At 63.9% G+C, this 10,880-nt stretch carries 16 protein-coding genes; 5 read left to right on the forward strand and 11 right to left on the reverse strand.

What is annotated here, in order from left to right; translation table 11 throughout:
- Window positions 1-108: 108 nt before the first annotated feature.
- Window positions 109-291 (forward strand): hypothetical protein, encoded by a 183-nt coding sequence (locus MKK75_RS07545; protein ID WP_244041983.1) that lies wholly within the window; start codon window positions 109-111, stop codon window positions 289-291.
- 478 nt (window positions 292-769) lie between these two features.
- The gene (locus MKK75_RS07550; RefSeq protein ID WP_244041984.1) at window positions 770-1,243 is read left to right on the forward strand and encodes a VOC family protein; all 474 of its coding nucleotides are present in this window, start codon (window positions 770-772) and stop codon (window positions 1,241-1,243) included.
- A gap of 209 nt (window positions 1,244-1,452) precedes the next feature.
- Here the strand turns inward: MKK75_RS07550 and MKK75_RS07555 are convergent, their stop codons facing one another.
- The 3 genes from MKK75_RS07555 to MKK75_RS07565 are packed head-to-tail and all read right to left on the reverse strand — an operon-like array spanning window position 1,453 to window position 3,311.
- Complete coding sequence (locus tag MKK75_RS07555; RefSeq protein WP_244041985.1) at window positions 1,453-1,914, reverse strand: hypothetical protein; 462 nt, start codon at window positions 1,912-1,914, stop codon at window positions 1,453-1,455.
- Window positions 1,911-2,801 carry an alpha/beta fold hydrolase gene (locus tag MKK75_RS07560; protein WP_244041986.1) on the reverse strand — a complete coding sequence of 297 codons (891 nt, stop codon included), beginning with the start codon at window positions 2,799-2,801 and terminating at the stop codon, window positions 1,911-1,913. Before MKK75_RS07560 ends, MKK75_RS07555 begins: the two co-directional genes overlap by 4 nt.
- Window positions 2,802-2,849: 48 nt before the next feature.
- Entirely contained in the window at window positions 2,850-3,311 is a 462-nt protein-coding gene (locus tag MKK75_RS07565; protein ID WP_244041987.1) for a MarR family winged helix-turn-helix transcriptional regulator, read from the reverse strand.
- Window positions 3,312-3,610: 299 nt separating this feature from the next.
- On the opposite strand from MKK75_RS07565, the gene MKK75_RS07570 reads away from it, so the two are divergent.
- Together MKK75_RS07570 and MKK75_RS07575 are read left to right on the forward strand one after the other, a co-directional pair.
- Window positions 3,611-3,961, forward strand: a complete 351-nt coding sequence (locus MKK75_RS07570; protein WP_244041988.1) for a hypothetical protein — start codon at window positions 3,611-3,613, stop codon at window positions 3,959-3,961.
- 190 nt (window positions 3,962-4,151) lie between these two features.
- Complete coding sequence (locus MKK75_RS07575) at window positions 4,152-4,910, forward strand: alpha/beta fold hydrolase (protein WP_244041989.1); 759 nt, start codon at window positions 4,152-4,154, stop codon at window positions 4,908-4,910.
- Window positions 4,911-5,356: 446 nt separating this feature from the next.
- Here MKK75_RS07575 and MKK75_RS07580 read toward each other — a convergent pair whose 3' ends face one another.
- Together MKK75_RS07580 and MKK75_RS07585 are read right to left on the reverse strand one after the other, a co-directional pair.
- Window positions 5,357-6,685 (reverse strand): Y-family DNA polymerase, encoded by a 1,329-nt coding sequence (locus tag MKK75_RS07580; protein ID WP_244041990.1) that lies wholly within the window; start codon window positions 6,683-6,685, stop codon window positions 5,357-5,359.
- The gene (locus MKK75_RS07585) at window positions 6,682-7,134 is read right to left on the reverse strand and encodes a LexA family protein (RefSeq protein WP_244041998.1); all 453 of its coding nucleotides are present in this window, start codon (window positions 7,132-7,134) and stop codon (window positions 6,682-6,684) included. The genes MKK75_RS07580 and MKK75_RS07585 overlap by 4 nt, the downstream gene beginning before the upstream one ends.
- 168 nt (window positions 7,135-7,302) lie before the next feature.
- On the opposite strand from MKK75_RS07585, the gene MKK75_RS07590 reads away from it, so the two are divergent.
- On the forward strand, window positions 7,303-7,557 hold the full coding sequence (locus MKK75_RS07590; RefSeq protein ID WP_244041991.1) for a hypothetical protein: 255 nt from the start codon (window positions 7,303-7,305) through the stop codon (window positions 7,555-7,557).
- Between the two features lie 136 nt (window positions 7,558-7,693).
- On the opposite strand, the gene MKK75_RS07595 is transcribed toward MKK75_RS07590, so the two are convergent.
- The 6 genes from MKK75_RS07595 to MKK75_RS07620 form a co-directional block, all read right to left on the reverse strand.
- Window positions 7,694-8,572, reverse strand: a complete 879-nt coding sequence (locus MKK75_RS07595; protein WP_244041992.1) for a hypothetical protein — start codon at window positions 8,570-8,572, stop codon at window positions 7,694-7,696.
- A gap of 33 nt (window positions 8,573-8,605) precedes the next feature.
- A complete protein-coding gene (locus MKK75_RS07600; RefSeq protein ID WP_244041993.1) occupies window positions 8,606-8,824 on the reverse strand; it encodes a hypothetical protein in 219 nt (72 codons plus the stop codon).
- A 157-nt stretch (window positions 8,825-8,981) separates the two neighbouring features.
- Entirely contained in the window at window positions 8,982-9,611 is a 630-nt protein-coding gene (locus MKK75_RS07605) for a hypothetical protein (RefSeq protein WP_244041994.1), read from the reverse strand.
- A 131-nt stretch (window positions 9,612-9,742) separates the two neighbouring features.
- On the reverse strand, window positions 9,743-10,039 hold the full coding sequence (locus MKK75_RS07610) for a hypothetical protein (RefSeq protein WP_244041995.1): 297 nt from the start codon (window positions 10,037-10,039) through the stop codon (window positions 9,743-9,745).
- Window positions 9,990-10,442, reverse strand: a complete 453-nt coding sequence (locus tag MKK75_RS07615) for a hypothetical protein (protein ID WP_244041996.1) — start codon at window positions 10,440-10,442, stop codon at window positions 9,990-9,992. The genes MKK75_RS07610 and MKK75_RS07615 overlap by 50 nt, the downstream gene beginning before the upstream one ends.
- Window positions 10,439-10,880: peptidoglycan-binding domain-containing protein (locus MKK75_RS07620; protein ID WP_244041997.1), on the reverse strand; the 442-nt coding region annotated here is incomplete at its 5' end. The genes MKK75_RS07620 and MKK75_RS07615, both read right to left, overlap by 4 nt.

Genomic DNA, 10,880 nt, shown 5'->3' on the forward strand with positions numbered 1-10,880 from the left:
GAGCTGTGGCATGTCGAAGCCGACTGGCTCACCGACGAACAGCTGCTGGTTCGCGCTGTGCTTGCTGGTTTGAGGGATGGCCCAGGGCGCGCTGAATAGGCCTCGGACATGCTCGCAGATCGCATTCTCCAAGCCGTGGTAGCCCTGCGCGCGGCAGGTCCTCGGATCGAGGCAGTGCCCGGCGCAACCAACATCTATCGGATCGCAGGCGGCGAGGCGGTGACGGGCGCGGTCGTATTGGCGCTGGCCATTCGGCTTGGGCTGATGGATGCGCCGGGCCGCGATCGGTGATGCCCCTGCCAACCAAGAGCGGCGCTCGCCCCCGCCCGGACATCCGCCCACGCGTGCTGGCCGCGCTCACGCCGGAGCCGGCGACCGAAACCGAGATCGCCGAGCGCGCCGGTCTGCCCGGTCGGGAGCGAGTCCTGCACGCGAGTCGAGCCCTCGCCCGCCTGGAGGCGGACGGCCTCGCCGTCAGGGGGGGGACTCGGCAGGCCCCGCGCTGGTCCGCGGCCACCGCTTCAGCCTCGGCACGATCCGAACCCGACTGCGCAGCCTGATCGCGTGCGTTGGCCTCGCCGCTTTCGACCCTTTGCGGAACCTGGGAACGTCCGCTCTCAGGCTCCCAAGAAGGAGCGTCGGACGACTGGGTTGGGTGGATTTCAGCCTGTCCGCTTCTGGATGGCGAATGCATCGAAGCGGACATATCCGGGACCCGGCCACGACCCGTTGCAGACGATAGACCCCTTTGCCGATTAGGACGGCTCGTATGACGGAACACACGAGCATCCACGTGCGCCGCGCTGATCATGTTGGCTTCGCGGTCGCCTTCCTCGACGAGGCCCTTCGTTTCTGGGTCGATGGGCTCGGCGCGCAGCTCGTGCGGACGGGCGAGATGGGGGGCGAGTTCCTTGGTCAGGTGACCGGAGCACATGGGGCGAAGGTGCGCTTGGCGATCGTTTCGCTGGCGGGGCAGACGATCGAACTCCTGGAGTATCAGGGTTCGGACCGACCAAGCGTGCCAGCCAAGCCGTTCGACCCGGGCTTCGCGCACCTGGCCCTCGTGGTCGATGACATCGACGCGCTCCTGGTGCGGATCGCCGCCTACGGTTGGAAGGCGCAAGGCATTCCGCAGCCGATCGCGAGCGGTGCGCGGGCTGGAACGCGGGTGATCTACGCTGTTGGCCCTGACGGCGCGACGATCGAGTTAATGCAGCCGCCAGCCTCCGTTCAGGATCTCTGATGCCGCCGGGCGGGGGACCGCTTGCCATCCCGATCTGAAGTCGACAGGTGCCCGGCGAACGACCGCTTCAGAGAAGCCTCGACGGCAGTTCGGACCAAGGTGGGTCGCCAGCGGAACGTCCGCATATGCCTGCTCTCCGAAGCTCCGGTTCGGATCTCTTCTAGCCTCGTCGGCATGGGCCGACGAGGACTAGAGCCCCGCAACCGGACCTACTTGATCTGATCGCCCAAAAGCACACGAAGCGGGCTGACCGGACCGAGGGGTATAAGTCGAAAATCCATCAGCTTTGCCCGACCGAAGGGGAGTTTTTCTAGAATAATCTTCGCTTGGTTTACGTCAGAGACGTTCATCAGGAACACGACGCCGCTTTGATCCTGCTTCACAAACCATTGGTCGATCTTCCCGTCGAGGTACACAAGCACCGTCGCCCTGACTTCGTCGGGTAATATCCTCTGCCAGTCCGCCGTCTTGGCCGTTTCGGTGAAGCTGCCGATGGCGAGAACCTTTGTCGTCGGAACGGGGCTTGGCGCCGCTAGGTGCCTAGGTTCAGATGTAGATTGTCCTTGCGCATGAGACCTATCTGGCACAACCATCAGGGCGATTATGGCGAATAGCCCGAGCCCACGACTTGCCACGCGACGAGCTGTCGTTTGGATGGCAGGATGTTTCACGACAACATCTCCGCCGCCACGAGGGCTGGCTCATCAAGTTGCAGCCAGTGCCCGGCCGGAAGCAGATGAAGCGAGGACCTCTTCAGATAAGAGGCGTACTCTCGGGCGTGGTCGGCGTTCAGATAGGGGTCGTTCTGACCCCAGATCACCTTGACTGGGATGTCGAGCTTGCCAAGCTCTGGGATGCGTGTCGCGTTGCGCTCCAGCTCGCCGAAGAACTGCGCGGTCATCTGCGCGAAGGCTGGCCCGGCACCGTCCTCGCGGAAGTTCTTATCGATGACGGGTCCGAGGAAGGTGTCGTAGTGCGCCTTATGCTTGTCCGCGAGGTGCTGCTTGAAGGCCTCGCGCTGGAAGTTGATGACCCATCCAAACTGCTCCGGGCTTTGGATGAGAGCGCCGGAGAGAGCCGCGAGGCCGGGCGTCGCAAACAGGGTGATGAGTTCGGGCCACCGGGCGACCGATGAAGCGGCAAAGGCCGCGTTCAGCACAACAAGGCCCGCCGTCCGATCGGGATGGTCAATCGCGAAGTTCAGCGCAGCGGCCCCGGAGGAGTCGTGCGCGACAGGCACGATCTGTCCTAATCCGAGTTGGTCGACTACGGCTTCAAGATCGCCCAGCTGCTGTCGAAAGCTGTATTGCGCCCCAGCGGGCTTATCCGATTGGCCGAAGCCCAGGAAGTCGAAGATCACCACACGACGGCCGGAAGCCGTGAGATGGGGCACCAAATCGTCGTAGATATGCAAATTATCAGGAAAGCCGTGCATCATGACGAAGGCCGGACCGCGACCTGCATACTCACGGGCATAAACCTCACCCAGCGAGGTTCTGATGCGGTGATCTCGGTGTTCGCCAGGTTTTGCGGCTTGGTCGGAGGAAACTAGGGTCATCGTCGAACTCCTTCTGTGGTGTATATGCACCATACGGGGAAATCTAGTCTAGGCTCCGCCTAGGATGCGATTGGCGATGTCTGTCACAACGACCGTTCCGGACTCTCCGAGCAGTCGTTTCGACTCTGCCTGTGCCGTCCGCCAAGCCGGTGCGCCCTTGCTTAAGAGCGCCTTGCCTGCCTCGGTGAGAACTAGCGGACGGGTTCGACCCTTGATGCGCGATAGATCCTCCTCGACCCATCCCGCATCTACGATAACCTTGAGATTACGGGACAGGGTGGAACGATCCTGCCTATGGAAGCGCCCGATATCCGCTCGGCTCGCCGGTGCTATGCTGCCTATGACGGCAAGCAGAACGAACTGTGCCGAACCGATACCTAATGTCGCCAGCGCTTCATCATGAATGGCAGTGATGACACGGGATATCAGCCGCGTTCGCAACAACACACAGCTGCTGCTTATCTCCGATAGGATATCGCTGACATTACCCTGGCCGGCTTTCGTCGTCATGCGACCAATATGGTGTATATGCATCTTGGTGTCAACGGCAGTCCGGGATGTCTCCGAAAGGAATAGGTTGAATCCCCCTCGATGGGCTGCGGCCGCGCCCCCGCCTCCGGATCGACGATAGCGTGATGACAACGGGCATACTTCGGGGGATGATGGCGATGGAACCGCAGCGGGCCTCGATGATAAGGCGCCGCGCTGCCGACACCCCAAGGCGATTGGCAAGCGGGCGCGGTGATGTGCTCAGATGCTTTTATCCTGTGCCGCCGCGAGATCCTGAGTCGCTTAGGCGTCGTTCCATCATGCTGGTCGCCGGTTATCAACGCCCACAGCAGGTGGACCACATCCTATCTCTGATGCCCGCCGTTCCGAGTCCCGCAATAAGTGTCGCCGGAAACACCGCCTTGACTGAATGGTGCATATACACCATGTTGCGGCTGTCGATAGAGCCGCACCTGCAGGAGAACCCGATGACCGTTCAGCCCGCCCTGCCTTTCTGGCGTCGGCTCTGGCACCGATTAGTCGACTTGGAAGCAGCCGCAGCGGAGGCATCCGACGAAATTACAGATCGACGTCTCAATGATATAGAACGCAAGCTCAAGCATTTGACGATCGAAATACGAGATTTGCGCATGGATAATCCCTCACGATGATCCGCAATCTCCGAACATAGCCGTAATCCCAAGCATGAAATTTCGAAGGTCGCCGATCATGAGCGCTACCGCCAATCACCTGAGCTATACAAGTCGATGGCTCACAGCTGATGCAGTACAATTCGTGGAGCTCAGCTCAGGAGAGCGCCTGCGATATGTGAAGACGGGATCTGGACCGGACCTCGTCCTCATGCATACCGTGCGCACGCAGCTCGACTTGTTCCAATTCGTCGTTCCGCGGATTGCGCCGCATTTCACTGTCTATGCCTTCGATCTCCCGGGTTTCGGTTGGTCGGACATCCGTGACGGCGCCATCCCCGACGAACCGAGCCTGCGTGCCAAGATGAAGGAAGCATTGGCGCTCCTGGCACTTACCCGCCCGATCCTCGTGGGCGAGTCGATCGGGGCAACCCTGTCGCTCTCGATTGCAGCCGACCTTGGGCAAGGCGTCGCGCGCGTCGTAGCGTTCAATACCTACGACTACCTGCCTGGCCTTGAACGGGCGAACCTGTTGGCCTCGGTCATCGTGAAGAGCGTCCGCGCACCGATCATCGGTCCGGTGTTCGCAGCCCTCGAAAATCGCCCGATCCTAGCCGGCATCATGAGCGGCGGCGTCTATGACCCAAAATCGTGGCCAGCCGATCTGCTTGATGAATTTAATCGTGTCGGTAAACGAAAGGGCTATCCCGCTGTCGCCCGCGGCGTCATGAAGGCGCTGCCGAGTTTCGTAGCCGCTCAGGCTTCGTATTCGAGGATACGCGTGCCGGTTACGCTCGTCTGGGGGGAGATGGATTGGTCGAGCTTGCAGGATCGGGCAGCGGTAGAACGCGCGGTCCCGGCGCCTAAAATCATCAATCTCGGCAGATCAGGGCACTTCATCTCTGTCGAGAAGCCGGAGGATTTCGCGGACATCGTCGTAGAAGCAGCGAACCGCAGGCCGATCCAGTAGCCCCAGCGAACGCGGTAGGCAGACCGTCCGGAGCGGCGAAATCGCCCCGGCGGACGTCCACACCACGCTTGGCCAGGCCAGCCGCCTTGGCGGGGTCGTGAGCGCTGGCCGCAATCGTTCCGGCCGGCAGACGATCAAGCAGCCCCGAGACGACAGCGCTTCCAAGTTAGCCGGTGGCCCCTGTGACGAGGATCATGGTCGAGCACTCCGTTTCGACGCTTCGTTCACGAAGGCCGAGGGGGCAACACATAGAGCCGTCTGACTGAGGGGAACCACTCCAACGTTGACCGGAACTGCGGAACGGCCAACGGATGGCTGCTTTCGGGAAGCGCCGATGCATGCCGGAACGGCTGTCGTGGAACGGATGCCGAACATCCGCTTTCGGACGCAAGGCCGGGGTCCGCTTGCCACCCTAAACGGAAGTGACGGACGCCGATCACCCGCCCTCACGCATACGCCACCGGCAGCTCCCCCACCTGCGTCGTGTAGCGGGGCGTGCGCATCTCGAACTTCGTGTTCCACTCCCGACGGCTCACCAGCCCCGCCCGCGCCGGCACCACCGCGCCTCGGCCCCAGCGCGCGTTGCACGCGTCCATCGCCGCCATCAGCGGCCCCGAGCGCTCACGATCGAGCGCGCCGATCAGCGCCCGCGGGCTGTGCGACAACGGCACGAGGTCGTTCGTCACGATCCCGGCCTTGCTGTACCGCCACGGCCGGTCCCCCGGCTCGCGCCACGTCCGCGCCACTCCGTGCCGCGCCGCCTTGATCAGCGCCAACGTGTCAGACGTGTGCTCCGGCAGGGTGACGGTGGTCGAGACCGAGCGCATCGGCGCGCCCCGGTCGTGCTCGCTCGTGTGGTAGAACACCGTCACGTGGTTGGTGCCCAGCCCCTCCCGCCGCAGCTTCTCGCCGAGCCGCGTCGCGTGGGCGGCGACCGCCTCCTCCAGTACCGCCCGCTCGGTGATCCGGCCGGAGAACGAGCGCGTCACCGCGCAGCCCTTGCGTCGCGCCGGCACCAGCTCCAGCGGCAGGCAGGCCAATCCACGCAGCTCGTGGATGATCCGCTCGCCCACCACGGTCAGCCCCTTGCGCACCGGACGCGGGTCGAGGTCGCGCAGGTCCGCCACGCTCTCGACCCCCATCGCCTCCAGCTTTGCGAGCGAGGCCCGGCCGATGCCCCAGACCTCGGCCACGTCGATCCGACACAGCCAGTGCGCGTAGGCGGCCGGGTCGGTCAGGTCGCACACGCCTTCCAACACCGGCACCGTCTTGGCGATGTGGTTGGCGAGCTTGGCCAGCGTCTTGGTCGGGCCGATGCCGACGCAGGTCGGGATCCCGGTCCAGGCGCCCACCGTGGCGCGCAGGTCCCGGGCGAGCTCGACCCGCAGGCCCGGCGCCACGTCGGTGAGGTTCAGGAAGCTCTCGTCGATCGAGTAGATCTCCACCTGCGGGCTGAACTGGCGGTAGACCGCGTTGGTGCGCCCCGACATGTCGCCGTAGAGGGTGTAGTTCGACGAGAACACGCGCACGCCCTTCACCCGGCATAGGTCGCGGATCTTGAAGTACGGGTCGCCCATGCGGATGCCGAGCGCCTTGGCCTCGGCTGTCCGGGCGATGGCGCAGCCGTCGTTGTTCGAGAGCACGATCACCGGGACGGTGGCGAGCTTCGGGTCGAACACGCGCTCGCACGAGCAGTAGAAGCTGTTGCCGTCGATCAGCGCGACGGCGCGGCCGCCGCCGATCCGGTCGCGCAGGCGAGCCTCCGGCGTGCTCACGACGCCTGCCCACGGGCGACGTGCCAGCGGATCGAGAAGCGGACCACGCCCCAGATCACGCCCTCGCCGAGTTCCTCGACCGCGAAGGCCGGCAGGTCCGGGTTGCAGAAGGCGAGCCGGGCGACGTTGCCCTCGACGACGAGGCGCTTGCACGACATCTGGCCGTCGATCGCCGCCACGACGATGCTGCCGTGCCCCGCCTTGAGGCTGCGATCGACGCAGGCGAGGTCGCGGTCGTAGATGCCGGCGCCCTCCATGGAGGATCCGCTGATGCGCCACAGGAAGGTGGCGGGCGGGTTCGGCACGAGCCAGCGCGGCAGCTCCAACGCATCCTCGACGAAGTCGTCGGCCGGCGAGGGGAAGCCGGCGCACAGCGCCTGGCCGATCAGCGGCACGCGGACGGCGTCGGGGCTGTCCACCAGCAGCGCGTCGATCCGGTTGAGGTGCACTCGCGTCTTCGCCATGTTAGAACAGACGAAGAACAAAACACCGGGCGGCGCGGTGGTTCAATCGGTTCGGGCTTCCTCACCGAAAGCGCGGTGGACGGGTGTGGATAGCGTGGGAAAACGCGAACGGCGCCATCACCTTGCGCCGACTTTCGCAGAAGCGAGGTGAGGATGGCGATGAAGACGGCGTTCGTGGTGCAGCCGTTCGAGCTGCACCGGAAGCGGCTGCGGCCGGCCCGGCAAGAGCCGGCATCGACGGAGAGCGGCGCGCTGAAGAAGGCCGAGAACCTCGCCAAGCGGATGCCGGGCGCGGCCGCGCTGAAGGTGGTGGCCGACGACGAGACCGGCGAACTCGAGGGCGTGACGATCCTGGGCCAGTGGGGCGAGATCCCGGAGGATTTTGCCGAGAGCTTGCAAGGCGGCTGATGTGGGCTCGGCGGCATGCGAACCATTCAGGTGCACGCGGCCGCCATCGCCTGGATCGAGGAGGTGATCGCCGCGAAGACGCGGCATGCGGCCGAGTATGAGGCGGAGCGGCGGGCCAGCGAAGTAGGGTGAGGACTCAAGGAATGATTGTGTCGACCCAGTCCGTGAAATCTCGCAACCGAAACCGCGGATAGTCGTGAGCGTTCGCAGGATAGGCAAAAGCCGCCTCTCTGGTTTTTGGTAGCAAGCGAAAATATTCATCCAGGCAAATTTTTAGCCGCTCCGCTTTGTGTCTGACGTTGTTTGAACTCTGTCCAATGTAATGAATTGTATAAGTGTTGGATGACGATTGCCAAGTCTCTCTCATCAGCATGATTACATTGACACGTTTTGAAGTGCGAAAAAATTTCTCACAAACATCGTTCAAATCTGTTCTGATGTCCGGACTTATCCCTGGCCATTGATACGGAATTTTGCAGAAGATCATATTAGCTGAGCCGGTAGGAAGATGGCGTCGCTTGGCATTTAGCGAGCTGACGACCCTTTTCGTGTTGAAGGCTACGGATTGCAGCTCGGTAACTTCGACGTTGATTTTCTCTGATCGGCCTAGAGGGCCATCGCTTACGAGCGGTTCAATTTCAATCGTGAAGTCGTAGTCCAATCCACGTTTTGGTATGCCTGGTGACGGCATGACAGAAAAGCCAATTTCACGACAGAAGCATGCCGCTGAGATTTCGAAGTACGTTGATCTTATCTCTCGCTCCCTGAGCCTTCTGCACAGCTCTGGCATGACAGCTTCGTTTCTTAGAATATAAAGAGAGGCCGCTAGCCATTCCAACCGTCTTTCAGATGGACAGCCTTCAACAATCGGAAAATCGGCAAACATGTATTCACGTACTTCAAAACTTGATACGAATTTTATGAATTCATAAGCAGCAAACGCATATTTCGCGCCTCGACAGTCATCTGGAATATTTTGGATGGCGCTAATCAGTTCGCGCGGTAACTCGGCCATTTTAGACGCCTGTGATTCCATGCGGAACGCAAGCTAAGCGTTGAACAGAGTTTTAGCTATCTGTTCCGCCTCATCGTAGTCCTCGAAAGAAATTCCCGCCGCGGGATAGGGGGCAATTTTCCAGGCCGATGCGGCCGCTGGCTTGCACCACCATACGCGGTTGCCGGCCGAAAGTTGAATTCGCTGATTGCCGTTGTAGATGATGAGCGCTGCCCATTCACCTCGCAAGAAACAGCGGATGCCGAACCTCATAACAACCCTCGCGCTGCCCGTATGAGTATCAAAATTTCGCCCACCGAGCGCAAACGGAAAAGCCCCGCGCGGCTGAGCCGCCGGGGCTGAAACGACGAAAGGCGCCCCCGGCCGAAGCCGAGGGCGCCTGAAGTGTGAAACAGGATGTGAAGCGGCGCTACCGTCGAGGCCCACTTTCCAGCGCATCGATCCTGCGCTGCTGCCGTTCGTTGAACGCGCGCATGTGTTCGTCGACCTCGCCGCGCAGCATGCCGGTCACCCGGTCCTGCGCGTCGTTGCGGGCGAGCACTTCGCTGCGGGACACGACGCGGTCCTCCAGGCGGTCCATGCGCGCCTTCATCTCGTCGAGGCCCTTCACGGCTCGCGCCTCCACCCGGCCGATCCGGTCGCGCATGAAGTCGTAATCGCGGTCCTGCCCGCGCCAGTGGACCTCGTGCTCGGCCCGCGTGACCTGGTTGGCGGCCAAGCCTTCGATCCGCTTGTCGGCCTTCTCCTGGATCAGCAGGAGCGAACTCTTCAAGTCGGCCTGTCCATCCTTCAGGGGGTAGAACGCCAAGCCGCCGATGAGCGCGGCGACGGTCACGCACGTGCCCATCGCGCCCCAGATCACCGCCCAGGGCGTGGCGCTGCGGCGGTCGAGCTTGTCGCTCAGGGCGCCGACGGCCTTTCCGACATTGTCCAGGATCAGACCGAAACCGTCGAGGCGCGTCTCCTGCCGTTCCAGGCGCGCCTCCAGATTGCCGAGCGGCGGCTGCATCTGCTGAGTCTGCTGGAGGTTCTGCGTCATGATCCTGGCCCCCAAGGCCGGAGAGCCGCGCGCCGGTGTTCCGGTCGCGCGCCGATGCCCCGCTCGCGTGTGAGAGAGAGGTCGTATCGAGGTTGGAAGCCCGTGAAACTTTCACGGGCTTGGAGGGCCGCTCAGGGCTTGGCGAAGTCGCGCTGGACCGCGTCGATCCAGGCCTGTGCCCGCTCGCTGCAGCGACGCTTTTGCCGGTCGAGCACCTTGGCCCGACCGATGATCCGGACGACGTCGGCCCGGGTCAGCGATCGATCCGGGATGTCCGGGAAGCTCGCGCGCACGCAGGCCTCGACGCCATCGGGCGGCGCCGGCAGCGTCACGCGGATGTCGGCCGGCGCGGCCGGATCGATCGCGGGCGGCTCGATGCTAGAGCTGGCGCAGCCGCCGAGCCCAATCGCGAGGCAGGCAAGCGCCATCGCGGCGCGGATCATGGGCGAGCGCATCGGTGAGGTCCTTCAGCTTGGCGTGGTCGGCCTGCTCGGCCGCGAGGTCGCGGGTCGCCTGCTCGGCGAGATCGCGGGTCACCGCCTCGGCGAGGTCGGCCCGCTCGCGCTCGGCCCGCAGCGCCACGGCGTGGTCGTGGACGAGCATGCGCCGCGCGCCATCGGCCTCGGCCGCCTGCCAGGCCCCGGCGAAGGCAGCGAGGCCGACAGCCAGCGCCACCGCGAGGATGCGGGAGCGGGAAGGCAGGACGATCCAGCCGCCCACCAGGATCGTGAGCGCCGCCGCCAGCAGCTTCAGCGTCACCGGCGACACCGCGGCCCAAAACAGGGACGCGAACGCCATGAGGATGGCGGTCCAGGAGAAGTCGAACATCACGTGCGCGCTCCGGAAAGCTTAGGGAAGCGGCGCGCCAGGACCTCCGGCACGGGCCGGCCGGCATCATCCCAGCGCGCGTAGAGGCCGTAGAGGGCGCCGGCGATGATCAGCGCGCCGACCACCACGCCCAGCACCGTCCCGGCCTGGATGTGCCCGTTGGCGTCGTCGATCTGATCCTTCAGCCCGACGATGTCGCTGACCGTGACGAACGAGGCCCCGCCCGCCGCGATCGCCCCGCCCTGGACCGTGCGGCTCTGGGCGAGGTTGGCGTCACGCGTCGGCACCGCCAGCGGCTCGGCCGTGTCGAGGGCGGCCAGCGTGTCGTCGTCGAGCTCGCCCGTGACGGGCAGGCCGGCCTTCTTCTGCAGGAGCTGCACGGCGCCGGTGGTTCGGTCGCCGTGCGTGCCGTCGACCGCGCCAACGGGGTAGCGCAGCGCC

The organism is Methylobacterium sp. J-030, from assembly GCF_022829545.1.
Taxonomy (GTDB): Bacteria; Pseudomonadota; Alphaproteobacteria; order Rhizobiales; family Beijerinckiaceae; genus Methylobacterium.

Coding starts and splice junctions, on each gene's coding strand:
- MKK75_RS07610 (WP_244041995.1), bottom strand. CDS start 10,039: ATGGCGCTTGCCTGCCTCGCGATTGGGCTCGGCGGCTGCGCCAGCTCT.
- MKK75_RS07570 (WP_244041988.1), top strand. CDS start 3,611: ATGCTGGTCGCCGGTTATCAACGCCCACAGCAGGTGGACCACATCCTA.
- MKK75_RS07575 (WP_244041989.1), top strand. CDS start 4,152: ATGCATACCGTGCGCACGCAGCTCGACTTGTTCCAATTCGTCGTTCCG.
- MKK75_RS07595 (WP_244041992.1), bottom strand. CDS start 8,572: ATGGCCGAGTTACCGCGCGAACTGATTAGCGCCATCCAAAATATTCCA.
- MKK75_RS07590 (WP_244041991.1), top strand. CDS start 7,303: ATGGCGATGAAGACGGCGTTCGTGGTGCAGCCGTTCGAGCTGCACCGG.
- MKK75_RS07605 (WP_244041994.1), bottom strand. CDS start 9,611: ATGACGCAGAACCTCCAGCAGACTCAGCAGATGCAGCCGCCGCTCGGC.
- MKK75_RS07600 (WP_244041993.1), bottom strand. CDS start 8,824: ATGAGGTTCGGCATCCGCTGTTTCTTGCGAGGTGAATGGGCAGCGCTC.
- MKK75_RS07560 (WP_244041986.1), bottom strand. CDS start 2,801: ATGACCCTAGTTTCCTCCGACCAAGCCGCAAAACCTGGCGAACACCGA.
- MKK75_RS07565 (WP_244041987.1), bottom strand. CDS start 3,311: ATGACGACGAAAGCCGGCCAGGGTAATGTCAGCGATATCCTATCGGAG.
- MKK75_RS07550 (WP_244041984.1), top strand. CDS start 770: ATGACGGAACACACGAGCATCCACGTGCGCCGCGCTGATCATGTTGGC.
- MKK75_RS07545 (WP_244041983.1), top strand. CDS start 109: ATGCTCGCAGATCGCATTCTCCAAGCCGTGGTAGCCCTGCGCGCGGCA.